General features: G+C 40.5%; 23 protein-coding genes and 5 pseudogenes. 3 read left to right on the top strand and 25 right to left on the bottom strand.

What is annotated here, in order from left to right; translation table 11 throughout:
- Window positions 1-144 precede the first annotated feature (144 nt).
- The 17 genes and pseudogenes from cobT to ABID29_RS01095 form a co-directional block, all read right to left on the bottom strand.
- On the bottom strand, window positions 145-1,200 hold the full coding sequence (cobT, locus tag ABID29_RS01180) for a nicotinate-nucleotide--dimethylbenzimidazole phosphoribosyltransferase (RefSeq protein ID WP_354363830.1): 1,056 nt from the start codon (window positions 1,198-1,200) through the stop codon (window positions 145-147).
- Window positions 1,200-2,060, bottom strand: coding sequence for a GHMP family kinase ATP-binding protein (locus ABID29_RS01175; RefSeq protein ID WP_354363828.1), 861 nt, complete (start codon window positions 2,058-2,060; stop codon window positions 1,200-1,202). Before ABID29_RS01175 ends, cobT begins: the two co-directional genes overlap by 1 nt.
- The gene (gene cobD / locus ABID29_RS01170; RefSeq protein WP_354363827.1) at window positions 2,057-3,145 is read right to left on the bottom strand and encodes a threonine-phosphate decarboxylase CobD; all 1,089 of its coding nucleotides are present in this window, start codon (window positions 3,143-3,145) and stop codon (window positions 2,057-2,059) included. The genes ABID29_RS01175 and cobD overlap by 4 nt, the downstream gene beginning before the upstream one ends.
- A gap of 126 nt (window positions 3,146-3,271) precedes the next feature.
- A complete protein-coding gene (locus ABID29_RS01165) occupies window positions 3,272-3,718 on the bottom strand; it encodes a EutP/PduV family microcompartment system protein (RefSeq protein WP_168550056.1) in 447 nt (148 codons plus the stop codon).
- Between the two features lie 543 nt (window positions 3,719-4,261).
- Window positions 4,262-5,692 carry an HAD family hydrolase gene (locus ABID29_RS01160; RefSeq protein ID WP_435533139.1) on the bottom strand — a complete coding sequence of 477 codons (1,431 nt, stop codon included), beginning with the start codon at window positions 5,690-5,692 and terminating at the stop codon, window positions 4,262-4,264.
- A gap of 1,270 nt (window positions 5,693-6,962) precedes the next feature.
- Window positions 6,963-7,679, bottom strand: coding sequence for a tRNA (guanosine(37)-N1)-methyltransferase TrmD (gene trmD / locus ABID29_RS01155; RefSeq protein ID WP_354363824.1), 717 nt, complete (start codon window positions 7,677-7,679; stop codon window positions 6,963-6,965).
- A complete protein-coding gene (gene rimM / locus ABID29_RS01150) occupies window positions 7,669-8,187 on the bottom strand; it encodes a ribosome maturation factor RimM (protein ID WP_354363822.1) in 519 nt (172 codons plus the stop codon). Before rimM ends, trmD begins: the two co-directional genes overlap by 11 nt.
- Before the next feature lie 19 nt (window positions 8,188-8,206).
- A complete protein-coding gene (locus ABID29_RS01145) occupies window positions 8,207-9,172 on the bottom strand; it encodes a diacylglycerol/lipid kinase family protein (protein ID WP_354363821.1) in 966 nt (321 codons plus the stop codon).
- Between the two features lie 307 nt (window positions 9,173-9,479).
- On the bottom strand, window positions 9,480-11,039 hold the full coding sequence (locus ABID29_RS01140) for a DEAD/DEAH box helicase (RefSeq protein WP_354363819.1): 1,560 nt from the start codon (window positions 11,037-11,039) through the stop codon (window positions 9,480-9,482).
- A 136-nt stretch (window positions 11,040-11,175) separates the two neighbouring features.
- On the bottom strand, window positions 11,176-12,369 hold the full coding sequence (locus ABID29_RS01135) for a DUF4097 family beta strand repeat-containing protein (RefSeq protein WP_435533138.1): 1,194 nt from the start codon (window positions 12,367-12,369) through the stop codon (window positions 11,176-11,178).
- Window positions 12,370-12,371: 2 nt separating this feature from the next.
- On the bottom strand, window positions 12,372-13,421 hold the full coding sequence (locus tag ABID29_RS01125; RefSeq protein ID WP_354363817.1) for a DUF4097 family beta strand repeat-containing protein: 1,050 nt from the start codon (window positions 13,419-13,421) through the stop codon (window positions 12,372-12,374).
- Window positions 13,414-13,995, bottom strand: coding sequence for a DUF1700 domain-containing protein (locus ABID29_RS01120; RefSeq protein ID WP_354363816.1), 582 nt, complete (start codon window positions 13,993-13,995; stop codon window positions 13,414-13,416). The genes ABID29_RS01125 and ABID29_RS01120 overlap by 8 nt, the downstream gene beginning before the upstream one ends.
- On the bottom strand, window positions 13,992-14,309 hold the full coding sequence (locus ABID29_RS01115; protein ID WP_354363815.1) for a PadR family transcriptional regulator: 318 nt from the start codon (window positions 14,307-14,309) through the stop codon (window positions 13,992-13,994). The genes ABID29_RS01120 and ABID29_RS01115 overlap by 4 nt, the downstream gene beginning before the upstream one ends.
- A 426-nt stretch (window positions 14,310-14,735) precedes the next feature.
- The gene (locus ABID29_RS01110; protein ID WP_354363813.1) at window positions 14,736-15,257 is read right to left on the bottom strand and encodes an SWIM zinc finger family protein; all 522 of its coding nucleotides are present in this window, start codon (window positions 15,255-15,257) and stop codon (window positions 14,736-14,738) included.
- 173 nt (window positions 15,258-15,430) lie between these two features.
- Window positions 15,431-15,769: a type II toxin-antitoxin system RelE/ParE family toxin gene (locus ABID29_RS01105; RefSeq protein WP_354363811.1), complete on the bottom strand. Its 339-nt coding sequence runs from the start codon at window positions 15,767-15,769 to the stop codon at window positions 15,431-15,433.
- Entirely contained in the window at window positions 15,762-16,043 is a 282-nt protein-coding gene (mazE, locus tag ABID29_RS01100; RefSeq protein WP_354363810.1) for a type II toxin-antitoxin system PemI/MazE family antitoxin, read from the bottom strand. The genes ABID29_RS01105 and mazE overlap by 8 nt, the downstream gene beginning before the upstream one ends.
- A 61-nt stretch (window positions 16,044-16,104) precedes the next feature.
- Window positions 16,105-16,635, bottom strand: a pseudogene (locus ABID29_RS01095) (terminase TerL endonuclease subunit); the annotation flags it as partial.
- 434 nt (window positions 16,636-17,069) lie between these two features.
- On the opposite strand from ABID29_RS01095, the pseudogene ABID29_RS01090 reads away from it, so the two are divergent.
- From ABID29_RS01090 to ABID29_RS01080, 3 pseudogenes are all read left to right on the top strand, one after another.
- A pseudogene (locus tag ABID29_RS01090) lies at window positions 17,070-17,462 on the top strand (DinB/UmuC family translesion DNA polymerase); the annotation flags it as partial.
- Window positions 17,463-17,527: 65 nt separating this feature from the next.
- Window positions 17,528-17,727, top strand: a pseudogene (locus tag ABID29_RS01085) (hypothetical protein); the annotation flags it as partial.
- A pseudogene (locus ABID29_RS01080) lies at window positions 17,716-17,850 on the top strand (DUF5960 family protein); the annotation flags it as partial. The pseudogenes ABID29_RS01085 and ABID29_RS01080, both read left to right, overlap by 12 nt.
- A gap of 278 nt (window positions 17,851-18,128) precedes the next feature.
- On the opposite strand, the gene ABID29_RS01075 reads toward ABID29_RS01080, so the two are convergent.
- The 8 genes and pseudogenes from ABID29_RS01075 to ABID29_RS01040 all read right to left on the bottom strand — a co-directional run bounded on the left by ABID29_RS01075 (window position 18,129) and on the right by ABID29_RS01040 (window position 26,206).
- The gene (locus tag ABID29_RS01075; protein WP_354363809.1) at window positions 18,129-19,043 is read right to left on the bottom strand and encodes a magnesium transporter CorA family protein; all 915 of its coding nucleotides are present in this window, start codon (window positions 19,041-19,043) and stop codon (window positions 18,129-18,131) included.
- A 537-nt stretch (window positions 19,044-19,580) separates the two neighbouring features.
- Window positions 19,581-20,708 (bottom strand): annotated as a pseudogene (locus tag ABID29_RS01070) (IS3 family transposase).
- Window positions 20,709-21,016: 308 nt separating this feature from the next.
- On the bottom strand, window positions 21,017-21,616 hold the full coding sequence (locus tag ABID29_RS01065) for a response regulator transcription factor (protein WP_354363808.1): 600 nt from the start codon (window positions 21,614-21,616) through the stop codon (window positions 21,017-21,019).
- A complete protein-coding gene (locus ABID29_RS01060) occupies window positions 21,594-23,102 on the bottom strand; it encodes a sensor histidine kinase (protein WP_354363806.1) in 1,509 nt (502 codons plus the stop codon). The genes ABID29_RS01065 and ABID29_RS01060 overlap by 23 nt, the downstream gene beginning before the upstream one ends.
- A gap of 3 nt (window positions 23,103-23,105) precedes the next feature.
- A complete protein-coding gene (locus tag ABID29_RS01055) occupies window positions 23,106-23,795 on the bottom strand; it encodes an ABC transporter permease (protein ID WP_354363804.1) in 690 nt (229 codons plus the stop codon).
- Window positions 23,796-23,804: 9 nt separating this feature from the next.
- Window positions 23,805-24,524: an ABC transporter permease gene (locus tag ABID29_RS01050; protein WP_354363802.1), complete on the bottom strand. Its 720-nt coding sequence runs from the start codon at window positions 24,522-24,524 to the stop codon at window positions 23,805-23,807.
- The gene (locus tag ABID29_RS01045; RefSeq protein WP_354363800.1) at window positions 24,502-25,416 is read right to left on the bottom strand and encodes an ATP-binding cassette domain-containing protein; all 915 of its coding nucleotides are present in this window, start codon (window positions 25,414-25,416) and stop codon (window positions 24,502-24,504) included. The genes ABID29_RS01050 and ABID29_RS01045 overlap by 23 nt, the downstream gene beginning before the upstream one ends.
- Complete coding sequence (locus ABID29_RS01040; protein ID WP_354363798.1) at window positions 25,388-26,206, bottom strand: ATP-binding cassette domain-containing protein; 819 nt, start codon at window positions 26,204-26,206, stop codon at window positions 25,388-25,390. Before ABID29_RS01040 ends, ABID29_RS01045 begins: the two co-directional genes overlap by 29 nt.
- Window positions 26,207-26,404 lie beyond the last annotated feature (198 nt).

Below are 26,404 nucleotides of genomic sequence, written 5' to 3'. Positions count from 1 at the left end.
TAAAATAAATGAATAACGACATCTCATCATGTCAATCTGAACAACAATAGACTATCGCGTAGGACTCTACTTTTTCACAAAAACCACCAGCAATAGATGAACTATATCTTATCGCCTGAGAACTTCAACAATGAGGGCAATGCCTCACCGAATATCCACATAGTCGTCAGGATTAAGATGTCCTTGAGCAAATGTTGGCATATGTTCCATCGTATATACGGCATTTTCCATGATAAAGAATGCCAAGGGGCATCCCGAACCTTCACCCAACCGCATTCCAAGCTGTAACATCGGTTGTAAGCCCAACTCTTGACAAATCATCGCATAGCCTGGCTCAGTTGATAGGTGAGAGGCGAACGCATAATCCAACACGGCCGGTGCTAGGCGACTAGCAATCAGTAAACCAGTCGCCGAAATCAGCCCATCAACGACACAAGGGTAACTGTGGCGCGCACAAGCCAAGTAGGTCCCCACCATTCCTAACATATCTAAACCACCAACTTTAGCTACCACGTCCAAAACATCTTCGTAAGGAGCATGGTGAGCAATCGCTTCCTGAATGATCATAGCCTTATGGTGCTTGCTGTCCTCCGTCAAACCAGCCCCATAACCCGTCACCTCAAACGGATCTTTATCGAGCAAAACGCTGATCACCGCAGCTGAAGTAGTGGTATTGCCAATCCCCATCTCACCGGTACCGAACAAGTAGTAGCCTTCCTCCATCAACGCACAGGTGCGCCTATAACCAATCATTATGGCCTTGATAGCTTCGTCTCTTGACATGGCGGCTTGGTGCCTGAAATTCTTGGTGCCAGGCATCACCTTATCCTCTACTGAAGGGTAGATATCACGCTTGCACCCAATATCCACGACACAGAGGTCCGACCCTACATGACGAGAAATGGCACACAAGCCCGTCTGACCAGCTAGCATGTTTTGAGCAACAATATAGGTGGTCTCCTGAGGATTGGCAGACACCTGCTCCTCAACGATGCCATTATCAGCCACGTAGACCAGAACAATCTTTTTCTCTAAGTCAATGATTCCATCAAACAGGGCATAAAGTCTGGCATAAATCAGCTCCAGCTGACCAAGCGCTCCTGGAGGCTTAGCCAATCGGTCACACCAAGCTTGACCGGCTGCTCGTTTAGCGTGATTCATAGGGGAGATCCCTTGAATCAACTCCAATAAATCATCCATCACTCGCACTCCTTTCGCCAGGTGACTCCTTCGTAGCAGAGCTGTGCCAAATAACGTTTGCCATAATAGTCGCCTATCGGTCCGTCTTTTAAAGCCTGCTCAAGCCTTGGCAAGTTAGGCAAAGCTTCCTTGGTCAATAAGATTCCAACCACTGACCCGCTATGGGCAACATTAACCCCAAGAGCAGCGTGGCCTTTAGCTAGCTCCAACAGCTCAGGCAGATAGGGTTTGGGTAAGCGTTGATTGTTGAGCAACGCACTTTGACTGGCTACCTGCCCCAACAACTGAACATCTTGCAACTGACAAGCCTGCTTAAAGACTTCTAACAAGTTTATTGAATCCTTCCATGGGTAAGCAGAATCTATAGTCATTCGAGGAAGACTGATGGTCTCAATCAGCTGCTCAGGTTCCAACACATAGACAAATAACTTTGGCTTCCAATCTGTTTGATAAATGACTTCCCCCGTTAAAGGGTCAATCACTGTCCAATCTGCAAAAGCTACAGAATCTGTTGGCTCAATCTCAGCACACCAACGTGTCAATTGTTCAGCAGTCAATGGCTCTCCTATTGTCACACTAACCGCTTGCAGACAGGCCACCAGATCAGCTGTACTGCTAGAGTAGCCCTTACCCACTGGAACCGTTCTACCATAGTTCATTGGTACCGATAGGGAGGGGAAACGCCTCTTCAGAACCCTTGTCATTTTTTCAGGAAACTCCTCCTCAAAAGTTTCTGTGCTCCCAATGTCTACCCAGCTTCCCCGATCAATGCCATAAGATAGCAAATACTCCTTTTGACCATCTGTGCACTGGAACAACTCCCCACACGAAGCTGGACAGCTCGCCTTCACCCAACTCATTCAGATTCTCCCTGGTCTAGAACAAGGGCGAGGGCAGCTAAAAAGCGTTGGTTTTCTTCCCTGCTACGAATGGCAACCCGATAATGTTGCGCCGTCAATCCATGATAATTGGCACAAGAACGAATCAGCACCTGATGCTCTAAAAGAACCTCTCGCAAATCAAGCTGCCCATGATAACGAAAGAAAATATAGTTAACACTAGGAGGGACAACTGTCAAAACCGAGAAGGCCTTCAAAGAGTTGTACAGAAACGGTTGCTCTTCACGGAGCCACACTGCCGTTTGTTCTTGATAAACCTTGTCTTCAAGAAGCACAGGAACTGCAGCTTGGGCAAACGTATTAACTCGCCAAGGCTGAAGGGCTTCTTGCAAATAAGCACTGTAAAGTGGGGAGTAACTGACGCTATACCCTAAACGCAGACCTGGAATAGCATAAAACTTAGTCAAAGAACGAACGACAATGACGTTTGGATAGTCTGAAAGCAGGGAAATAAATGAATAGTCCGATTCATTAACAACAAAATCCATAAAAGCCTCATCCAGGATGAGAAAGGCCCCACGATTTCGGAGGGCTATCGCCACTGCCACCAAATCCTTTAATGGCCACAAGCTACCTGTCGGATTGTTAGGGTTACAAATAACTACCACATCACCGGCTTGCAAAGAAGCAACTTCTGCTAATAAGATCTCCAAATTGGGGTAATATGATTCTCCCTCAAGCGCAACATAATGGCACATAGCTCCAACTTGCCTAAACGCTTCTTCATATTCCATAAAGGTTGGTTGTAAGAGCAAGACCTTTTGGGGACGAAATAGCCTAGCCAGCTCATAAAAGGCTTCAATAGCACCGTTCCACAGACCAACATGGTTCACTTGACAACAATGATACTCTGCTAAAAACTCACGAGCTTGCCGGTAGTGACTATCTGGATAATGTTCCAGCGCAGTAATACTCTCTTGCAGACAGTGTTTCAATTGCTGAGGCAGACCAAGAGGATTGATATTAGCACTTAAATCCAAGAAATCACGATGATTCTCTCCTCGCTGTGCTGCAATTTCTGCAACATTTCCTCCATGTTCTATCATTTCAATCCTTCCTTTCATTTTAAGCCTCAGCCTCACAAAGATATTAGGTCCTTATCGACAGTTCCTAAAAAGACAGTTCCTAAAAACAGCTTTTTAACCTAGTATAACACCAAAGCCCCTCACTTATCAAGTGTCGCTAGCCTCATCTTCCAGATAGGTCTTAAGCGCTTCAACACCTGTATCAGCCACAGCAGATACTTCAAATATCCGCCTAGCTCCAGCCTGCTCCAACTGCTCTCGTGCTCGTTTTACAGCTGTATCGTCCGATACCAAATCAACCTTGGTAATGACACCAATAACAGGCTTCGTAAACAGCGATGAGAAGCCTTGTGGAAAAGTTTGCATCTGCTGCGTCGCCGCCACTAATATCCCGATTACATCTGCTTCTGCTGCTGTTACCGTCAAGGCGTTGTAATAGCGACGATGCTGCAAAAATTCTCCTGGCGTGTCAATAATCGCATCATGAAACTGAATCGCTTGAGTTTTATAATAAGTAATATCTAACCCCTTCAACCGCTGAGTCAAAGTTGTCTTACCAACACCGACAGGCCCCACAAACATAATTTTTTTCATTATTTTTCTCCACTTGATCACAACACTCGACTCCTCATCAACAAGAAGCAACCTCAAAATTGGTTAGGGACCCCTGAAAATCAAACCCATCTCTAGCTTAATTGAACTGTTGACAAAAGCCTGCTCAATAGCCAGAAGATACATTTCTTCCCAACCTGCCCAGTGCCATTGACTTCCCTAAGTACGTCCCTTGGTATTTTTAAATAGAACGCTAAGACATTAGGCTTCCCTAGCAACTGATGTTACCCTTTCAATACCCTCACTCCTGCTCTACTCAGCTAAACAAGGCAAGACTGAAGCATTCTGTTTAAGGAATGCCCCAATCTAAACCTTAAAATGTGGAAACCAGATTGGCACTCCACTTTTAGAAGAACTAGGCCCAACAGCCTATCAACTGCCTTCTTTAACGATCAGATAGCCTTAGAAGTGTACACTATATGAATCACCTTATTCATATGAATCACTTTATTCGCCAGTTATCACAACAGGAACATTAGCACTTCGGCTAGCCATTAAAAATCACTGATTATGCCCAGCTTAACGTCACTCTTTCATCAACTGTGCTTCTTTCTGATCCAGTTTAATGGTTTCACGTTCATCACGAAGGACTCCTTTATTCTCATCACGTCCTTGCAAGAAATAAACAGCATCCTCTTGACCATAAGTGTCTACCGCCTCCTGAGCTAGAAGGGCGATGCCTTTATTAGGCGTTCGTAGAAGGTTAAAGATAATCCCCATCTGCAACTCATCAAAATCTTTTAACATAGCATAATCCCCATTGCTATCACCAGCGATGAGAATTGGCGCCTGACCGCCATGATGTTTTGCGATAAACTCTTTGATCGTCTTGGTTTTTCCCTCCCCCTGTGTCTGATAATAATCTGGGTCTAATTGCGGCTGAATAACCCCTTTATCATCCTTAGTAAGCATCATGGCATAAATGTTCTCAGCTGGCACATTATAACCATAGGTCGTATTAGTGGCATACTCATAGATAACATCGTAATAAGATGCTGAACAAATGTAGACATCAATACCATTACCCATTAGAGCGGCAAAAAGATTTTGCATTTCCTTGACTGAGCGAACCCCTCGCTTAAATTGCACGCTGACCTGACCAGCTTCGCCTTTAAGATCCGCTGGACTCTCCCAAGTCTCATAAACCAAATCATCCGCCAAAGCTGCTTCAATAGACTTGGCTGATAACTGGTGAACCTCCTCTGAAGTCATTCCTGCGTAAAGATAGGTCACCCAAGGGTAGCTGACATCCGAACTAAAGGTTCCTCCAACCGCCTCATACAAGTAACGTAGTTTGGCACGAAAATCTTGATATTCATTAAGTTTTTGAACCTCTGCTAAGGATTTTTTACCAGAAAGTCCTTCATATTCCTCATAAAGCACGCGGTAATCAGAAACAAGGTCATGAGCAATTCTGTCAATATTGACAGCCTGACCATCACGATTATGGTACTCCGCCACAAAATCATCTAGGGGCAAATTGGTCCGAATCGCGCGGTCAAATTCTTCTGGAGTCATCTTAAACACGAGATTGGCAATTTGATAGGTAAAAGTGGCTTCACCAATATCATTAATGACCGTCGTATTATCCCAGTCAAAGACAGCATACGGTTTTTGATTAGCATCGTAGGTAGCACTTTCATTGCCATAATACTGGATTAACTGAGATAGACGGGCATATAGCTTTTCTTCCCAGAGCCCTTTTTCCAACACAACCGAAGTCGTTGACACTTGGCTAGTCTTGACCTCTTGGCCGCTATCAGTCTTTGGTGTTGACTGACAAGCACTCAACAATAGCACCGCTCCACAAAGCAAGACAATACCTGTTTTTCGCATGGAAGACCTCCTTAAATAAGATAAGATATGATAATATTTCAAAAAAAACAAAAAGATAGCAGAAAAACCCCTTGATCGAGAACGTGCGCACCGTTGCGAACAAGTAGGCTTCTTTGCCATCTAAATTGTTATGAACAATCTTATTATACCGTATCAGAAATCCATAGTCAACTAAAAACAAGAAAAAATTAAAGCGTTATCATTTTGGTATATTTTTCAAGAAAATACAACTTCTTTTATCCAAGTGGAATTCATCTTAAAACGGATTTGATGGTAATAACTTCCCAAATAGGTCAACTTTTTTCCTTTTTCTACAATGAGCAGAAGAGAACTATTCTTACCTGCAAAAGCAGATTTACACTTAGTAAAATCAAAAACAGCAAGTCTTAGAGACTGACAACATGCCAGACTTTAATATCTAAGTTAAACTTAGGAATCATGAATTTTAAGTAGCCGTTTTCTACTCAAAGGTTTCAAAATCGAAACGCTCCACACCTAATTTAATTAGTCAGTAGTTATTTTTGATTTTGAATGAGTATTAACAGTGCTTGGGCTACCAACTGGTAGTACCTCTAAGCAAGATTTTATCTCATTCACCACATAGGCTTTATGATCAAATAAAACAAACATAGATCAACTAATGCTTATAAACAGCTTTAAAAAGCCGGGGTCGAGCTTTTTTCATTTAACGACAAACAACTACTCCATCACATGGATACCCTAAACTTATCAGCTTCAGTGACTATACCAGTAAGTAAACCCAAAAAACGATACAACCATCCCTTTGTTTAACTGCAAAATAATGCCTGTCTTCTTCCAGTCCTTCTGAAATGACCTACTAAGGTCACCGACTAATATATATCATTATATCATCAGCGGAGTAATCATTAATTGTCGGCTTAGCACAGCGTATCGCATCATACAACACTTCTACCGTACTGCTGGTAGTAAGACAAGAATTTCTTGAAAGCTAATCGCCGCTCCTCATTTGACCAACTCACTATGGTCAAATCTATCGTGTAAACACTCCCGTCAATCAGCGTCATATCAACACTGCTGATATCGGTATAACGATCCCATCATGCCATTCATGATAGTTTACAGTCTTAATGCCTGACCAAGGAATAAATGGCTTTCTAAACCATGACCTTATCTGAACCCCTTCAACGGTTAGTCTCATAACAGGAGCGCCTGATAGAATCTGATAAACAAGCGTTATGCATCCGATCACTCCCAAAACACCTATTATTAAGCATACTAAAGGAATGAGAAAATGATTCTCTAAAAATCCTAAGATAGCCTAATATACAAAACCAATTGCAAGGGCTGAACTACTTACTAATTCAAACAAAGTTGCGCAAAGGCCTCTCTTAATCAGGACTTCTTTCACTCAACTCTCCTTAATCTTGACTAAAATCTCAGCCTCTTCTTCTGTCAGCTCATAGTTCTCCAAGAGGTCCGGCCGTCTCTCCAGTGTTTTTCTGAGGGACTGCTCCAACCGCCATTTTCGAATATTCTCATGGTGGCCACTCATAAGAACATCGGGCACCAGCATGCCTCGGAAGTCATACGGACGAGTATATTGTGGGTATTCCAAGAGACCAGACGAAAAGCTATCATCCTGATGGCTAGCTTCCTTGCCAATCACTTCTGGAATCAGGCGGACAGTAGCATCCACCATGGTCATGGCCGCCAATTCGCCACCAGTCAGGACAAAGTCGCCCAAGGACACTTCATCAGTCACCAAGGTCTTAATCCGCTCATCATAGCCTTCATAGTGGCCACAGATAAAGATCAGCTGGTCTTCTTGGGCCAACTCTTCTGCGAATGCCTGGTCAAATCGGCGTCCCGCCGGATCAAGTAAAATGACACGGGGCTCTGCTATTTTCTCCAAAGCCTCGATGGCGTCAAAAATAGGCTGGACCCGAAGCAGCATGCCCTGACCGCCTCCGTAGGGTTCATCGTCCACGTGGCGGGCCTTTTCCGCATGCTCACGGAAATTGTGATAATTAATGTCCAGCAGCCCCTTTTCCTTGGCCTTGCCCACGATGGAGTGCTCCAAAGGTGCAAACATCTCTGGAAAGAGGGTCAAAATATCAATCTTCATCGTCCAAGCCCTCAAGGAGTTCGACGTCAACCCGCCCAGCTGGGATATCCACATTCAGCACCACTGGCGGAATGTACGGAAGCAATAAATCACGCTTGCCCTTACGCTTCACGACCCAGACATCGTTGGCACCTGGCTGGAGGATTTCTGAGATGGTCCCGATTAGCTGGTCATTTTCATAAACTTCCAGACCGATAATCTCGTGGTAGTAGAAATCGCCCTCGGCAAGGTCAGTCAGGTTGTCCTCGGCAATCTTGAGGGAATGCTCCTTGTACTTTTCAACCTCGTTGATATGATAGAGACCCTTGAACTTGACGATGTCAAAGTTCTTCTGCTTGCGGTGGCTGGCAATCTCCACCTCCATGACAAAGTTGTCCTTCTGGTCAAAGAGGGCTAGCTTGCTGCCTTTTTTGAAGCGCTCATCCGCAAAGTCTGTCACCGACAGAACCCGCAATTCACCCTGCAAGCCTTGCGTATTGACAATTTTTCCAACGTTAAAATAATTCATAACAACTCACTTCCTATTTCTATTTGCTAGCGTTCTCCTCAAGAGATAACTTAGACTCCTTTTTGATGCTGTCAATGTTTTGCGGAACCATCACTCGGATCGCTAAGGGAATGACCTTTAAGGAAAGGGGTAAATAGACACTCTTATCGCCATCGATCCGTGTCCTAGCCCTCTGGCTTTTCCCGTGCTTAAACTGACTGATGTCTAGCTGATTAGTCCGAAAATGCTGAACTTCTGGCAATTTTCGCGTATCGCCTGCCAAAAAACGTGGCAGATACCACCAGGTTTTCCAGATATTAAACCGAGAGACCAGGTAAACACTCATCAGACCATCATCTGGTCTAGCCTCTGGGTCAAAGTGAACCTGCCCCGCCACAGCATTCATCATGGTGATCAGTAAAATCTTAGCTTTGACCTGCCGGTAATGGGTGCCATAGTTGAGGGTCAAGTAATAGTGACGGTTGCGGCGGAGGGTAGCGACTGCATACTTTAAAAAGGCTAGAAACCCCAAGCGGCGCTTTTCTTCCTGCTTGACTTCCAGTGCCAGATCAGCCAGCATTCCCAAGGTCAGGCTTGATATCATATAGCGGTCATTGGCCTGACATAGATCTATGGCGCGTGGGATACCTCCAGTCAAGTTTTGCACCGCTTTTTGCCAATCCAGAGGAATCCCTAGGGCCTTGGCCACATTGTTGACTGTCCCAGCGGGAATTATACCTAGAGAAGCCTTGCCTCCTCCTGCGTAAAGCCCTGAAGCAATCTTATTGATTGTGCCATCTCCTCCGATGGCGACGATCAAATCCACGCCTGAAAGACTGGCTGCTTTTGCCATATCAAAGGCATGGCTGGCAGACTCTGTTTTGATTACCGAAATAGCTTGCGACTCCATACCTTCCTGCACAAGATACGTCCGCAATTGCTCTAACTGCTGGTCCTTAGGCCTATTGCCAGATTGAGGATTGTAAAAAATAGCAACACTTTTCATCCGAATGGCCTCCCTTGTTTCATCTTAACATTATAGCACATTTTCCACCGAAATTAGCCCTGTCAGAGCCAGAAGGCTTGGAAAAATTCTGCCAGTGAATCACTCACGCTTTTCTAACGATAAACTCCAACAGCCCCGCCTGACGGAGTATACTCACTCGATGTGCAACATAGAGTCATTTTCTCTAGAACAGCTCAGGATTACCCCTACTAAAATCATCGCTAGGATAGCCTAACAACAAAAACAGCCTCTCCCTTTTAAGTTGGGAACAGGCTGGTCTTATCATTTGAATCGTGTTAGAGTAGCTTTATCTTTCACCCTTATTGCGAATAACAAAGCCGGTCTTTTTCTCACTAGAAGTACGTTTGTGTGGCTTTTTATTGTCTTGACGACGGCCATCTTTTTTGAAACGGTCATCCCGACGCTTCCCATCTCGTTCAGTTCCCCGACGACGGTCACGGTCACGGCCATCGCGCTGATTAGACTTGTTGCGACCGCCACCTTTTCCACCAAAACCGCCGCCTGATGGTTTGAACGGCAATGGTTTTTCACGGGCAATCTCGACTTCTGGCAAATGATCAGGATCTTGAACCGTCAAGGTTAGGATATACATGGCCAACTCTTCTGGTGAAAATTCATTGGCCAGAGCTCTTGCATCCTTGCTAAACTTATCAAAGTTGGCTCGGATGGCCTCATCTGCGAAGTCACGCTCAATCTTTTTCAGGGCAACTTTTTTCTTGGCTTGAAAAGCTTCTTCTGCTGTTGCAGGCTTCAAGCCCTTCATCCGCTTCTTGGTTAAATTTTCAATAATGGACAGGTAGCCCATCTCATTTGATGCGACAAAGGTAAAGGATTGACCTGACTTACCAGCGCGCCCTGTCCGTCCGATACGGTGGACGTAGCTTTCAGGATCCTGTGGAATATCGTAATTGTAGACATGGGTCACCCCTGAGATATCCAAACCACGCGCCGCCACGTCAGTAGCCACCAAGATATCCAGATTTCCATTTTTAAAGTCACGGAGCACACGCAGGCGTTTGTTTTGATCCAAATCCCCATGGATGCCTTCGGCGCGGTAACCACGGATCTTCAAACCACGGGTCAGCTCGTCCACACGGCGCTTGGTCCGCCCAAAGACGATTGACAAGTCAGGCTGGTCCACATCCATCAAGCGTGTCATGGTATTAAATTTCTCATCTTCCTTAACCCGCAAGTAATACTGATCTACCAATTCCGTGGTCAATTCCTTAGCTGCAATCGTCACATGCTCCGGTTGCTGCATAAACTTGATACCGATCTGCTTAATCGGTTCTGGCATGGTTGCCGAAAATAGGAGGGTCTGACGTGCTATCGGTGTCTGTTCAATAATGGCTTCAATATCTTCCAAGAACCCCATATTGAGCATCTCATCCGCCTCATCCAAAATCAGGGTTTCAACACCATCTAACTTTAACGCTTTGCGTTTAATTAAATCCAGAAGGCGTCCAGGTGTTCCAACAACCACATGAGCCCCTGATTTCAGTGCTTTGATTTGCTTTTCAATACTGGAACCACCATATACCGAACGCACCTTCACCCCTTTGCCACGGCCAAAGCGGAACAATTCTTCCTGACTTTGGACAGCCAATTCGCGGGTAGGCGCGATGATCAAGGCTTGCACCTTCGGATTATCCACCACAATCTTACTCAGAGTAGGAAGGCCAAATGCAGCTGTTTTACCAGTTCCTGTTTGAGCCTGGCCAATAACATCTTTCCCTTCCAAGGCTAATGGAATGGTTTGCTCCTGAATCGGAGAAGGCTCGGTAAAGCCTGCTTTTTCTACTTCTGACAGGATATCTGCTGCCAGATTCAATTCTGTAAATTTCACTAATGTCTTCTTTCTAAAAAGGCAGTGCGAAGCTGCCTCATAAGGCTTATTTCTTTGTTGTTTTCTATGCAACCTATCTAGTATAACATAAAAACAGGCAGTTTGCCTGTTTTTGCCTTATTATTTTCTATCGTCCTTAGGCCAAGGAAATATCCCCCATCTTGCTGCTCAGACCAATCTTGGCAATTGGGTTAGAAACCTGGTGTTGGTAAATCTTGCGCGATGCCTGATCCCAAGAAAGATCCAAACCACCAAAGCCAACCTTAACCTCCAGCGATAGTTGATCCAACAGCTGGTTAAGACCTGCTATCTCGATATCTCCCGATAGGGTTGAGAGATTTATCTCGCCTACAAAAATCAGGTCCTTAGCAGATAGATCGCCAGACAAGAGCGACAGGGTAACGGTATCAATTGATGTATCTGCCAAAACTATATCTCCTGCAGCCAGTCGACCTGATAGCTGGCTCAGCTGACTCTGGCTAATCTCCACATCTCCCGAAGCCAACTCTAGTTTGATGTTTCTGAGCTGACTATCCTCAATGGTCACATCTCCTGAACCTGTAGACAGTTTCCCTCCCTCTAAACGGACATGAGATAAATCCATATCTCCTGCACCTGTAGCTAACTGGACACGACTAACTTGGCTGGCTTGAAGGGAAATATCCCCACTACCGGTCTGACAAGACAAGCTCCTGGCTTCCAGGCCAGTCAGGTTCAAATCACCCGCCCCTGTGCTCAATTGGCCTTCTTCTATCACCATATCCTGAACCGTCAGATCACCTGCTCCCAAGCGTCCCTCTAGCTGCTGCAAGGCACTTCCTTTTGGCATCTTGATTACCAGAGTATTAGTTGCCCAATTTAATCCCATACGGTTGGAAAACACAGAGAAGGCATACTTCCTGGTCTCTTTTTCTTCCACAGAACGAAGCTGGAGCTGACCATCCACTACTTGATAGTCAAAGGGCAATTGCGCTCCATCTTGTGGATTGAAATAGGACAGGCTGTACTGACCGTCTTCCGACCGCCCAACAAATACATCCAAATTCCCCAGATCAAAGCTCAGACGATCAAAATATGGCAAGTTCACCGAAATATAACGGTCCTTGCTATTTGTCACTTCTACCTTCTCGATTTCTTTTTCCAAAATCTGATCTAAAATCTCCGCTGCAGCTTCCTGAGGGGTTCCAAGACTGGCTATCAAGTCCTCTTCGCCTTCTGTTCCAGCGTCGTCAAATAATTCTATGAAGTAGGCCATGCAATCGTCAAAATCCGCTTTTGGCAGGCGTTTGAGGTAGATTGCTAATTCCGCTAAATATGTTGTCTTGGTCATCCTTATTCTCCTATCTTAACAGAGTTCGTGTTCAGATAAACATCACTGCCCTGTACACGCACCCGAATCCTTGCCAGACTTTCTCCAACTGTCTTGCTAAAGTGTTTTCTATCTTTAAGAGATTGATAGCCCTCATGCTTTTCAGACAGTTCTTCCCCATTGTAAAACATGCTACCATCCCCGACTTCAACATCAAGGGACCTATTTTGAATGGTGTTAAATGCTTGAAAAGATACTGGCCCATCCGTGCTTTCAAGATCAATAGTTCCTCTAAAATCAACCTTAGCGATGTCAAGTGAGCCCCCTTGACTCGTCACAGCTAGATTTTCTACCAGACCATCCAAGCTCACACTGCTATCAGTCGCATTGATGCTGCTTCCCACTAGACTATCTCCTTCAACGGTTAGTACGGAGTTGGTTAGCTCAATGACTGTATCAGAGACCCGACTATTAATCCAATAGAGTTCACCATCTATCTGAGATACCTGCCCCTTATGGACCTTTAAACCATCCAGACTAATAATGGCGTTATTAGCTTCTATGGTGAAATCCTCAACCTCTAACTCTTTTAAAAAGAGGATATTGTCTGTAGAGGATACGTTAAGACGCGCTAGATTAGTCCCCTTAGGAAGCCTTAGCATAATCCTATCCAAATTGTTTTGGTTATTGGTCAAATTAGCATAAGCACTGATTATATCCGTATAAAAAACAATTTTTTCAGAAGTGGAAGTCGCGTCCGAGAGGATCAGTTTGCGCTTTGTCACATCTTCCTCAACGGAAAAAGGGGTATCACCTTCTTTTTTGTAATAAGTCAGCTCAGGTTTTGCTACATCTCCGATTTCAACAGCCACAGGCGTATCCAACAGGTTGATTTCTAACTCTTCCAAGCTCTCTAACGTCAACGGATACTGATAAAGCTCACCCTTAGCTGCTTCATAAGCCTGTTTAACATCTTGGATGCCACCTGCTAAAACACCCACCCCAATTAACAGGCTACCTATTATCAAACAACCTGAAGCGACAGCTACTATTTTTTTCTTCCAATTAGCCATGCTTTGTCACCTTTCTGTAAAGATTTTGTATGAATGTCACTAGACTTTTGCCAAATAATTTGCTTAACTTAACCGTTTCAAGCCATAGGAATAAGCCTATTCCTAAACTAAGCAACATGCCTCCAAGGTTGAGCAAGAAAATCCCCAAGGTTTGAAAATGGGCCATACTTTCCCATAAGAATGCCACAGATATTGCAAGGAGAGCTATCGTGATAGCATAAAGGCTGCTCAATAGACTGGCCATCAAAAGGATAGCTGTTAATACTAGAAGGACAATCAGAAGCAAGAGAGGGAAGCCTAAAGGGGCTGCTAACAAGACTAAGAACGAAAAAGGCACTAGACCAAGCTTCTCTCTCGGGGACTTGGCCGTATCGATTTTCTTATCGAGCAGGTCTCCCATAATCTCCGCTGCAGCTTCCTGAGGGGTTCCAAGACTGGCTATCAAGTCCTCTTCGCCTTCTGGCCCCGCATCGTCAAATAATTCTATGAAATAGGCCATGCAGTCATCAAAATCGGTTTTCGGCAAGCGTTTAAGGTAGCCATGCAACTGTGCTAGATAAATCTCTCCTGTCATCGTCTTAATCTCCCTTCAATAATGTCCCCTAACAGATCCGTATGTCTGGTCCATTCCTCTTTGAGGTAGACCAGTTGCTCTTGACCTAGACCTGTCACCCTATAATACTTACGCTGCCTGCCTTGATGTTCCTGCTTATAGGTTGTCACATAGCCTGACTGCTCCATTTTTTTCAAAATGGGGTAGAGCGTAGACTCCTTAATATTGGCCACCAACTTGATGGTCTGGCTAATCTCATAACCATAAGAATCCTGCTGCTCCACAATCGCTAAAATCAGAAATTCAATCAAGGTCGACGATACCGGAAAATACATTCGCCACCTCCATATGTTGTTTTTATTTATATATAAATATTTTATATATAAATATTAAACCTATTAAGAGCATTTGTCAAGAGATTATATAAAATTTATATATATAAGTTTAAACTTATTTTACTTGTTTAAATTAACAAAAGAACCTGAATTGACGCTCCCCCTCAATAGAACAAGAATTGCTCCAAAATAATCTCGGTATCAGCCATTCATTAGCGGCAAACGAAAAAGACCTAAGCAGGTCACTTCACATCATAGGTGACATCAAACCCCCACAATTGACGCTAGTGGAAAAATCGCTTTCCCATCAAAATCATAAAAGGCTGTAGCCACAAGGGTTTCCCACAATTGCTACAACCTTTCTTCTTTCTATTTCTACTTCTATTAGCTCAAACCATTACCAGAGACTCTTTGACTCACTGGCAATCAGAAATAATAGTCGTCATCATAGCCATATTCTTCCTCATAGTCTGGATAGTGCCAATCGAACTCTTTTAAGAGAGCTGTAATCAATTCAGCTCTGACTTGCTCATCGGTCAAACTCCTGACATAGGCTGTGACTTCCTCAACTTTATTCTGGCGTGCCTCACTGTACTCAGCTTCCCATTCCTGATAATGCGCTTCTTTTTCCGCTTCCTCTTCTTCCCATGCTGCAAGAACCGCATCTGCCTGTTCAGGAAAATGAAAGAAGTACAAGGCTACCATATGCTTGCAGATGACCCGCCTTCCTGCTGCAAATGGGCAGGTGCACGTTGATTGCCTAGGGCGATGGATGTTGATCATCGTATCGTAACAGCTGGTCTCTGAGCCACTAACTTGCCCCTTATACATACCATCTCCACACTGTTCACTACGTAACACTGCCTTGCTCTGATGGTAGCCCATCCCTCTCCCAAAAGAAGAGTGACTGGCCAAGTGAACCAGTTTTAATTCATCCCAGATGCTCATCTGATTTCCTTTCATTTTATATTATGTCAATCCCATACCTAACATTTGGGAGGCGCTAAGTTCTTTTATCATAAAACGAGTATCACACTCATTTTGATTTCCCTTAAGTATTAGCGTTTAAGAAAAGCACTTGATAATTTCTGTACAGAAGAGTGTTGCCTTTTCAACCCATTTTACAACTTAAACAGTGAGGCATAGTCACTCTTTGAAGAGACTAAATAGGTCACATAAACCAACTTCTCATCTTCCTTCATCGTATAGAAAGCAAGATAACTGCCCTTTGAAATTGATATTCCTCTAGACTTGACATGTTTAGAAAGTTGTACACCAACTTTCTCGTCAGCGTCAAACCCTCGTTCAGGAAATAATTCCAACTGTCCCAAATCGTTAAAAATTCTCTCAACTGTTCGATCTGCATTAACAGGACTTTGAAGAACAAGAGTGATATAGTTTTTGATGCTTTGAATCTGTTCAAATACCTCAGGAACAAGTTCAACTTTGTATTTATTCAACTAGCTGTCTCCTGGCTTCTTGAAGATCAATCCCTTTACCAGCTTCAAGTTCTGCAAGATTACGGTCAATGGTCTCTCCAAGCTCATTAATCAGTCGTTCACGAATGAGTAAGTCGGTCGCCTCTTCCAAAAGGTTCTCTTTACTAGGACTCAATAATAGCGTGCCATCACTCCCCTTATAGACACTGTATTCTGTACCAGTCGGGATGTCAAATTCTTTTGGAATCGTAATCGTGGTAGAATTACCAACTCGACGAGTTTTTACTAAGTTCATAAAATCTTCCTCCATGAGTTTTGTATACACCAAATATACACACCTTTTGATTATTTGTCAACTAAAAACTCAAAATTCCTCGTTCATCATAGACTGAATTGCCTTGTCCTTGGTGGCGAATACAACGGTCCAGCCCCATGATAAGGGCGACTATGCCGTCAATCTTTTCAATAGACTTCTCCTTGTCAGGCTTGATATTCCCTGCTGGGTCTTGTCGCATGACCACGTTCTGCCCCATCCACTTTAGAACAGGATTCCCACCGTGTTGGACTTTCCCTTCCATCAGGAGCTTAAACAGCTCTTTGGATGGTGGACTCATGTCCTTGTAGCCCTGACCAAATGGCACTAAGGTCAAACCCATACCTTCGAGGTTTTGGACCATCTTCGTCGCATTCCAGCGGTCATAAGCAATCACTCGGATATGGTAAATGGTGGAGAGTTCCTCGATGAAACCGTAATGAACCACATTCCCTTCTGTCGTCTTGAGGTAGCCTTGTCTTTCCCAAACATCATAGAGAACATGGTCTCTCCGACAGCGTAACTGAAGCGTATCTTCCGACAACCAAAAATAGGGCAAGACAATGTAAGGGCTCATTGAATAGGTTACACTAAACTAGATAAAACTTATTTTTTCATATCGTATCTTTTCTGACGTAAAATTCTTTAAATATTGCTCATCATACTTCCATTTTCTTACAAACCTTAAATAATTTCTTTTCAAGGACAAGTCAAGTTATCCAGGAGTCCAAGAGGCATATTATATCACTGTATTTTTGAGGATTAATCCCCCAAACCTTTATCAATGTACTTTTTTTGCACCTTTTTTATGTCAAAATCACTCTTTTCAATAAAGGCAAAATGCTTGAAAAACTGCTTAAAATAAAGGATTTCTACCCTTTGCTTCGTTGTAGCAACACTACGCGCTCCACGTGTGATGAGAGCTTTCTTCTATACTAATGCACGAAAGGGTATGAAAGTGATTTTAGGATTAAACTGTGGAACGGAACAGTAGTCCTAGTATTGACTACTGTCGTTTCTATTCATATTGGATATTCTAGGACTGAGATGAAAAAATCTATAAATGCTCAGAAAAAAATTGAACCCGCAAATCTCCCCAAAACAATGATGAGTCATGTACTTGAATTATTCCGAAAGAAATACTCCACTGGAGCAGTGAGACAAATTGGTGTGTCTTATAGTGGTTTTGTAGATGAAAGCTATACTCTTCTATCACTATTTGATGATGTAGAACAAATTGAAAAAGAAAATAGACTTCAGACAGCAATTGATGTTGTCCGAGAACAGTTTGGTTTTTTAGCCATACAAAAAGGAACCGTCCTAACTGAAGGTTCCAGAATTATTGAACGTAGTAAACTTATCGGCGGACATTCCGCAGGTGGATTGGAGGGATTAAAATGATTGACCGTTCATACTTACCATTTCAGTCAGCATGAGAGTACCAGGATACTAAGATGCAAAAATGGATGGGGGTTTTCCTATCTGAGCATACATCAGCACTCTCTGATGACACAAACAAAGTAACGTACATGTCAGATTTGTCACTGGAGAAGAAATTATTACTCCTCAGTCAAGTATACGCTAGGCAGCTACACACGCGCATTCATGTGATTGATAAAACAAGCGTGTTTCCTACACTGGAACAATACCAAGTCTGAATAAGGAGAAGGCCAGAGATAATCGGGATCACTTCTTCATTTTTGAGGTAAGAACCTTAGAAGAGAATCCACTAATCTACCGCTATTCTTATAAAAAAACTACAACATATTTAGTACAAAAAACGGAATAATATGCAAGCGCCCAATAACAAAGTATATTGAAAAAGGCTCCAAAGTCCTGTCGACCCTGGAACTTTTTCTATTTACAAGCTTTCTTAATGTTTTTGTCCCATGGCAAATAAGCCTCTAGCACCTCTTTCTGAATGATTCTTTCAAGTCTTTATCAACTTGATGACATTAGTTTACTCCTTGTTCAGAAAAAGATGAATGACAGTTGGTGCCTATCAATTACCATTTTGTGCCAAAAAAATTGAGAGTTTCCCCTCAAATCTCTTTATAAAATCTTTTTTCACCCTTGTCGACGCATGACAAATTTCAATACTTGTGCAATAATCAGCCATAATACAAGTGCTAGAATGACAATCCAAATCCACGCTTGTGGCTCGTTTTGCCATGGCAACTGAACATTCATCCCAAAGAATCCAGTGATAACAGCAATAACTGCGAGTAAAATGGATATTATCGTTAAAATAGTCAGGTTGTCATTCAAGTTATTGTTCAAGATATTATTGTAGGCACCTGACAATTGTTGAAGAATCTGAGAATCCAGCTGCGTCATGGCTGCTAGCTGACGGGCTTCAATTAATGCATCGTCCAGTTCTTCCAATTCAATGCTATCGAGTTTTTGAATATGTGGGTGGTTCCGCAATTGTTCCAACACGAGCACATTTTGATTTCCTGCGGTTAGTAAATAGACTGACCCAGTTTCCAAGTCAGACAGTTCTAATAGCAGTTGCTTGGTCGTCCTCTTTCTTAACTTAGCATTGAGCGTATCTTTATCACGATCCAATTGATCCAAAACAGGGAAATATTCTTTGGAAGCAATCGTTAAGCTGGCGAATAGGAACTGTTGACAGGTCAAAACTGTATTATTAGCCAAATAGTTTTCTAGTTTTTCCAGCAAATAAGCATTTCTCGCATTGAAAATCGTAATAAACTGATTTTGTTGCACGATAAACGCCATCGGTGTGGTTTCATAATAATTACCCTCTTTTGTTATATCAAGAAGATTAAAAATCAATAATAATCGATCGAGTTTTACATTGTATTCTAAATGAGCCCTTTCATTTTTGTCTAATGCATATGAGACCAATTCTTTATCTAATTCATAGTCTTCGACTAATTGTTTGTCTATCATTTCTCTTTCTGAATGGATAATAATCCAGCTCAGTTCGTTGTTGTTGCCAAAACGTTTTTCTATCACTTTCTGCCCTCCTATCTCTTTCTCTAACTATTATAGTTAATAAACATTTTTTTGACAAGTTTTTCAATATTGTTAAAGAGATATTGAAATAAGAAAATTTTGAAACATTTTTCGTTCAGGATAGATAGTCCAGATTACGACTGTTGAGTAAAAATTTGATCAGGTTACCACGATAATTTTTCTCGAGTTTTTTTAAAAAATCCGTTTCAGTCAATTATGATATAGTTCGAATTATTTTTAATAATCCTCATAAAAATAATCTTGAAAAATAAAATGTCCAAAAAACAAATGACAAAGTTTTCCCGAAATCATACTTTCTTAAACCTCATTAATAGGTGGGTACGCTTCTATTCCCACAAACTCTTTATCAGTGGAAACAAACACGTACCCACAGGGTTAATGGAAATAGAAACTGATAATCTCTAGCTATCACTTCTACTCATTCCAAAAATTTTCTCACTCTGATACTACTCCACCCAAAAGAAAAAAGCCTTGTCTGGCACTGCCCCCACTAATGGGACAGTAGAAAAACACTCTTTAGGTGGCCAGTTTTCTGTATTGAACAGGAGACTGGTCGTTTAATCTCTGTTGAATTCTCATTTCATTATAAAATATGATGTAATTTTGCACAATATCTGTTATACTATTCTTAGTTAGATTTCTCCACTTGTGGAGATAGAAGGTTTCAGACTTTAGGACGGAATGAAACCATTCGATGCAGGCATTGTCCGCTGGTGTTCCCTTACGGGACATGGAGCGGGTAATGCTTTTTTCTGTACAAGCCTGAAAGTAGGCCTTCGAGGTATAGACAGAGCCTTGGTCGCTGTGTAGGAGCGCTCCTTGAGATAATTCTAGCTGATTAAGCGTATCTAATACGAAGTCCGTATCTTGGCAATCCGAAGGTATAAGCCACAATTTCACGGTTATAGAGGTCCATGATAGAGGATAAATAGAGCTTACAGTTGCCGAAGTAGAGATAAGTGATATCTGTGACAAGCTTCTCCATTGGTTTATCTGCATGAAAGTCGCGGTCTAGCTTATTTTCTGTCACATAGTATGGCTTTCCTAAATTGGCTGCCTTCTTAGGCCGTGTTTGACAGAGCCAGCCCTTTTCCTTCATGATACGATAGACTTTCTTACGGTTCACGACGAGATCAAAATTCTTCTTGAGCAATCGAGTGATGGTACGATAACCGTAGATGAACTGACTTTCCATACAGAGATGCTCGATTTTGTCTATTACCTCCTCTCTTTGTTGTGTCCTCATCCCTTCCGATTTCCAACGATAGAAGGTGGAGCGTTTGACATCGAAACAGTCTAGAATAAGGGACACTGGATACAGTTTCTTGTATTCTTCCACTAGCTTGATAAGACTTACTTTGTCGAGTTTCTTATCAAGCTTCGATACTTTTTTAGCAGTTCCACTTGTAATCTCAACTGTTCTACTTCAGATAGTTACTTCATCCCTTTGCCGTAGGTATATTGTTTTCCTACAGGTTGATGAAGACGGTGCATTTCATCCTGTTCATGCCACTTCATCCAAGTATAGATTTGACTATTATTTTTAATCCCTAGAGTCTCTTTGATGACCTTATGGCTTTTGCCTGTTTTTTTCATCTCGATACAGGCTAACTTAGTTTCTATCGAATATGCTTGTTTAACCATAGTAAAACACTCCTGTTTCTAGTTTACTAGATTTCAACAGGAGTGTTTTTCTTGTGTCTCATTTTGTGGGGGCAGGGCCGGCTTTGCTATTTCTTCTTAGATATAAAAAATGACACCAAGAATACTATGAACAACAGAACATCAACAACGTACAAAGACCTACTCTCAAGATATATTCGGATAGCATTGAACAAAAAAGCTATTGATAGAACGAGAAAAACGTACGGTATGGATTTTTTCATGAATTTCAACCTCCTCAATATCAGTATATTGAAGTCGTAGTAAAGAATCATGAGTAAAAAGGGCAATTATTTGATATATCCTAACTTTTGAGCCTTTATAACCGCCTTTAAAGTTGAATCCACTTCAAGTTTTTCTAATATATTTTGGATATGGTTTGTTAAAGTCCTATCAGAAATATAAAGAGATTTCGCAATATCTTTTCGTTTTTCACCATTGCCTAAGTGCATAAGAATCTCTTTTTCACGTTCTGTTAGTTCATCTATAAAATAATTCTGATTGGGAAAATAGTCTTTCTCGCAGGAGATATCTTTAATAATTTGAATTAATTTTTTAGAACTTATATTCTTAGGAACAAATCCTTTTACCCCAATTCGTTGAGCTTGATATTCATATACAGGTAAATCAAAGCCTGTTAATAGTGCAATCTTACAGTCGGTGTATTTCTCTAAAATATCTTGAGCTATTTCAAAGCCATCTGAACTAAATTTATTGTCTAAGTTAATGTCTAACAATATCACTCGATATTCTGTCAAAGTTGAAAACAATTTTTTAAAATCATCCTCATTAGTCACAATATCAATGTGAATGTCTGACTGATACTGATGTATAGCTAAGGCTAAACTCTCTGCAAACAGGCTATGGTCATCTATTAATAAAATTTTCAATCGCTTTCTCCCCTTCCATCATCAGTTTGATATCAACTTGCAATCCATTAGAGTCAGCTTGTCGAAAGGTAATAGCTCCTCCTACTGCCCTTACTTGTTCTTCCAAAATTGACAACCCATGTCCGTGTTTAAAAGGCTTTAGCTTTTGATAACAACCATCATCAATGACCGACAAAGAGAGTTCTCGTCCATCTCTAACCAATGTAACAATAATCGTTTGACCTCTGGAGTATTTATAAGAGTTATTAACGAGCTCTCTTAGCCATCTATAAATTAGAAAATCATACGGAGGATAGATTACTAAATCTTTTGCTGAATAAAATGCTAGAGAAATAGCCGTTTCAGGATAACGTTTTTCAAACGATTTTAGCATCATACGATAATTGTCATATAATGATAGCCCTTTGAGTAACTGAGGACCATACTGATTCATTCGCTCACGGACAAAAATATTGAGATGCTCTAATCTTTCTTCTATCTTTTTGGCCGCGATACTTGGATTATCCAATCGAGACAACTGAATCAAAGCGTTTATATCCTGAAGAATATTATCATGCAAGAAATTCGCAAACTCTTGGTTTAAAGTTTCTTCTTTTAATACTGAGTTAATCCCTACATAATCAGAATACGTACTTCCAGTTATTAGTCTGTAACTCTCTCCAACTAACTGTAAAAAGTACTGAATATATAAAATAATGGTTACAGTTTCAAGAACAACTAAACTACTTCTCTTTAAGATGAGAATAAACAGAACAATATAAAATAAAACTAGAAAGATAATCGTTAGTAATTCATCTTTTTGTTTAAATACTGCGTCATTATGATAAAACAAGATAAGAACTAATCCTGAGATTAATGCTAAAAAATAAAATAACCAGAAACCAGAAAATAAAGCCGATGGTTTGAAAAAAATGAAACCAATAGAACTCAGTCCAATCATAAGGTAAAAAACTAATATCATTAACCAATAAAGTCTATTGGAATCATTTTTATAGAAAGTTTGCTTGTGTCTTAAAATAACAGTCAGGAGTGCTACCAAAAAAGTAACGATTAAATAGAACGAGAATGCAAAACTAGTCCATTCCGGAAAAAGTAAGCTGGCACTTGATAACAGACCTACCGATAGCATTAATAGATAAAAAGAAGTCTGTAGTTTCTGAAAAAATAAGCTTAAGGCTATATAGATTAACGAAGAATAAATGATGATTCCAATCATATATTGTAACCAAATAGGTACTACTGAATCCCCCATGACAAATAAAATGGAGTGACACTGACAAAATCTCACCAGCCATACAATATATTTACCAACCGTAGATTTAACAGATAGTACTCTATGTAAGATAAAATCTAATGACAATAATCCATTTAAAGCAAGTAAAAATAAGCTATTTTCTACGCTCCCCAGATAACCATTAAACGACAAATTAATAAGTCTCGTAATAAACAAAGCATAATAAGCTGTGCTTAACAAATTTTTTTTCATATTTTACTCAAATCGATTCTTTTTCCTAAATACTATTATACCAATAAAAGACATGGAAATGAATAGGGAGAAAGCTAAATAGTGAGACATCGTAAACGATTTAAAATCAGCAACATAACTTAAATAAGAATAAGGATTAATGATCCAGAGGTTTTCCCCTAAAGGAAGACGTCCAACGATAACGCCTGCCACAGCTACTAAAATTGGTAATATGTAATTCCTACTTAGCAGATGCAACAGTAAACTAATATTAATCAGTGCAATGATGCTTAAAGTTGATAGTAGTAAAAATAAACTATTAGCAACAATTATATTGAGAATATTTTCTCCTCTTAATGCAATAAATACCAATGGAATCAAAAAGTGACAGAGAAATATTAAAGGTATTACTATCCAATAAAATTTCAATATAGACCACTGTATCTGTTGACTAGAGATTCCTTTTATAGTTAAGTTTTGAAAGCCAGTATTCTCTATTTCACGGTAAAAAGAGATGATAAGGAACACAGGAATCATCACCGGCAACAGAAGATTACTGTATAAATCTAAACCAGTCACAAACAAAACTTTCGCCGGGATTTCCTTAATCGTATAACCTGCGTAGCTTTGGAAAATAACTAAAAACATACCTATCCCTATAAATACAGGAGCTAAATAGGTTCTCTTATACTTTAAAAATTCTAATTTCCACATAATTCTCTCCTAAAGATGAAACTTTTTAGTAGCTACTAAAAGAAGAGCACCACTCCAAACAATATTACCTAAAAGAATCGCTAAAACTATAATTGGATTAAGAGCACTAGACGTTATCAGATAAGAAATGCCATTTATTGGGAACACATAAACAAAGATTGAATTCGAGGCAAAAAGTGTTTGCAACAAAATAAGAATAATAACACTGCTTAGGGCAGATATACTGTTTTTTATTAACAGATGAGCACAAAACTGAAGTGTCATCGTGAGTAAGCTGAAAAATATATTGGACGCTAAAACTAAAAATACCATAGACCAATCAATTGCTAACGATAGATTGGTCTGTGTAACAATAACAAAGAAAATAGTTGACAGTAACTGATAAGAAATTAAAGATAGAATAACTGTGAAATACTTTGAAAAAAGGATTTTGTTTTTCTTGCCTATCCCTAAAAGGAGTAATTCCCAAGTATGGTTATTGTGCTCAGTTGAAGTAACAAAATAGTTAATAATCCCATTTACCACTAAACTCACTAATCCAGAAAAACCTAAAAAGATCAGCATAGATTTCTGAAAAGGTGTTTGCGCTATTTCCCCAACTCGCACGTCTAATGATTTGAAGATAAAAACTGTTCCTAGTAACTGCAAACAAAAAGTAATGCCAAGCAATAACAAAGCTGTGGGAGTTCCCGCAAACCTCCTTATTTCATTTTTTATTAGTGTTACCATACACTTTTTCTCCTTTCGTTAAGTCTAAGAAGATTCTTTCTAGATTTTTATTTGGTGAGACCTCCAAAATATCGACTCCTTCTTGTACAATTTCTTTTATTAAAACTGGTATATCTTGCTTGGAAGTCTTTATTTCAAAATGAGATTCTTTTCGACTAAAAGAGAGATTTCGAGCTTTCAAAACATTTTTCAGAACATCTGGATTTGCAACTTCCAAATGATATGAACTTTCCCTCTTATTGTAAAGTTCAGAGAGAGAACCCTCAAAAATGAGTTCGCCATCATGTATTATACCGACCATATCTGCAATTGTTTCGATTTCACTAATATGGTGGCTTGATATAAAAATCGTTTTTCCTTCTTCTTTAGCTAATCTGTATAAGAGTTCTCTAATTTCCACAATTCCTTTCGGATCTAGTCCATTCGTAGGTTCATCTAGTACCAGTATATCTGGATTATTCAGAAAAGCAAATGCTAAACCAAGGCGTTGTTTCATACCAAATGAGAATGAAGACACAACTCTATTGCGGGCTTCGCTTAATCCCACTAAATTCAAAACTCGGTCAATTTCTTCTTTCGGTTTTTTGAGAACTTCTTGTATAATAGCCAAGTTTTCATAAGCCGTCAAATTTTTATAGTAACTCGGTGTACTAATAAATGCTCCGAATGTTGTTTCCTGATTTTTTAAGTCTTTAAGGCTTACCCCATCAAAGTATACGTTACCTTTTGTAGCAGGCAATAATCCTGTAAGAATTTTCATTGTTGTGGTTTTACCAGCTCCATTAGCACCAATAAACCCATAAATTTTCCCTGAAGGAATCCTAATAGTGACATCATTTAAAACGATTCTATCACCATATTTCTTACTTACATGATTTAAATGTATATCCATTTTCTTCCACTCCTAATTCTAATAATTTTGATCCAGGTTTGATTAATTCATTATCATGTGTAATAATAATTTTAGTTGCTCTAAGGCCATCAATAGCTGCCATAATTACTTTAGCATTTTCGGAATCTATGTTGCTTGTTGGCTCATCTAAAATAATAACTTTATATTCTTGCAAAAACAATCTTATCATTCCTATTCTTTGACGTTGACCAGTTGAAAAATTAGTACCATTTTCTAATATAAATAAATTTTCAATATTTAAAGCATGGGAGAACACATCAGAAAGATTTAATTTATCAATTGCTAACATTAGTTCTTCAACAGTATAGTTTGGACAGAATAATTTCAAATTTGACTTCAAAGTTCCTTTAAAAAGAAATGACGGATGTTGTATATAGCAAATGTCTCTTCTTAAATCTAGCTTTTGGCTTAGTGGATCAACCCCTCCAATAGTTATACTTCCCTCATTGCCCCCTTCGCTAATACTTTGTAATCCCAATAAGATTTTGACCAAGGAGGTTTTACCGGAACCTGATTTTCCAGTTATAAAAAGGGTATCACCTTCCTTAAGAGAAAGCGAAAGATTTTTGAAAAGATAGGATGAATGATGATCGTATCGGTAGGATAATCTATCAACATCAACTTTGCCATTTTGCAACTTTACTAAGGTTTTAGAGTTTTGTTGTTCTCCTACTAGATCTATAAGCCTTTCAATATTTGGATACAGATTAGCCGCATTTATAAGACTACTTACTATTCCCATCATTGGAGAATACAATACCATAGCCATAGAACTTATCAAAGCAACTTGTCCACTTCTTTCAGGACTTAGAACCTGTATTCACAATAGAAACACTGTCTAGAATGGGCGAATTTTAGCTTACTTACTATCAGATGTTCTGGTAGTACGGCCATTATGCCCGCAAAAATTGTCCTCAGTTGGCCAAAAACTAGCCTAAGTAACTTAGTATTCCTATTATGAATACAG

It is taken from the genome of Streptococcus rupicaprae (assembly GCF_040545225.1).
Lineage (GTDB): Bacteria > Bacillota > Bacilli > Lactobacillales > Streptococcaceae > Streptococcus > Streptococcus rupicaprae.
Note: the sequence above shows the minus strand (reverse complement) of the source record. Positions and strands in the feature narration are given on the sequence as shown.

Excerpts from the sequence above, each read along its gene's own strand:
- cobT (WP_354363830.1), bottom strand. The coding sequence starts at position 1,200 with ATGGATGATTTATTGGAGTTGATTCAAGGGATCTCCCCTATGAATCAC.
- ABID29_RS01175 (WP_354363828.1), bottom strand. The coding sequence starts at position 2,060 with ATGAGTTGGGTGAAGGCGAGCTGTCCAGCTTCGTGTGGGGAGTTGTTC.
- cobD (WP_354363827.1), bottom strand. The coding sequence starts at position 3,145 with ATGATAGAACATGGAGGAAATGTTGCAGAAATTGCAGCACAGCGAGGA.
- ABID29_RS01165 (WP_168550056.1), bottom strand. The coding sequence starts at position 3,718 with ATGAAAAAAATTATGTTTGTGGGGCCTGTCGGTGTTGGTAAGACAACT.
- ABID29_RS01160 (WP_435533139.1), bottom strand. The coding sequence starts at position 5,692 with ATGGCAAAGAAGCCTACTTGTTCGCAACGGTGCGCACGTTCTCGATCA.
- trmD (WP_354363824.1), bottom strand. The coding sequence starts at position 7,679 with ATGAAGATTGATATTTTGACCCTCTTTCCAGAGATGTTTGCACCTTTG.
- rimM (WP_354363822.1), bottom strand. The coding sequence starts at position 8,187 with ATGAATTATTTTAACGTTGGAAAAATTGTCAATACGCAAGGCTTGCAG.
- ABID29_RS01145 (WP_354363821.1), bottom strand. The coding sequence starts at position 9,172 with ATGAAAAGTGTTGCTATTTTTTACAATCCTCAATCTGGCAATAGGCCT.
- ABID29_RS01135 (WP_435533138.1), bottom strand. The coding sequence starts at position 12,369 with ATGACCAAGACAACATATTTAGCGGAATTAGCAATCTACCTCAAACGC.
- ABID29_RS01125 (WP_354363817.1), bottom strand. The coding sequence starts at position 13,421 with ATGGCTAATTGGAAGAAAAAAATAGTAGCTGTCGCTTCAGGTTGTTTG.
- ABID29_RS01120 (WP_354363816.1), bottom strand. The coding sequence starts at position 13,995 with ATGACAGGAGAGATTTATCTAGCACAGTTGCATGGCTACCTTAAACGC.
- ABID29_RS01115 (WP_354363815.1), bottom strand. The coding sequence starts at position 14,309 with ATGTATTTTCCGGTATCGTCGACCTTGATTGAATTTCTGATTTTAGCG.
- ABID29_RS01110 (WP_354363813.1), bottom strand. The coding sequence starts at position 15,257 with ATGAGCATCTGGGATGAATTAAAACTGGTTCACTTGGCCAGTCACTCT.
- mazE (WP_354363810.1), bottom strand. The coding sequence starts at position 16,043 with ATGAACTTAGTAAAAACTCGTCGAGTTGGTAATTCTACCACGATTACG.
- ABID29_RS01060 (WP_354363806.1), bottom strand. The coding sequence starts at position 23,102 with ATGAAAAAAAATTTGTTAAGCACAGCTTATTATGCTTTGTTTATTACG.
- ABID29_RS01055 (WP_354363804.1), bottom strand. The coding sequence starts at position 23,795 with ATGTGGAAATTAGAATTTTTAAAGTATAAGAGAACCTATTTAGCTCCT.
- ABID29_RS01050 (WP_354363802.1), bottom strand. The coding sequence starts at position 24,524 with ATGGTAACACTAATAAAAAATGAAATAAGGAGGTTTGCGGGAACTCCC.
- ABID29_RS01045 (WP_354363800.1), bottom strand. The coding sequence starts at position 25,416 with ATGGATATACATTTAAATCATGTAAGTAAGAAATATGGTGATAGAATC.
- ABID29_RS01040 (WP_354363798.1), bottom strand. The coding sequence starts at position 26,206 with ATGGCTATGGTATTGTATTCTCCAATGATGGGAATAGTAAGTAGTCTT.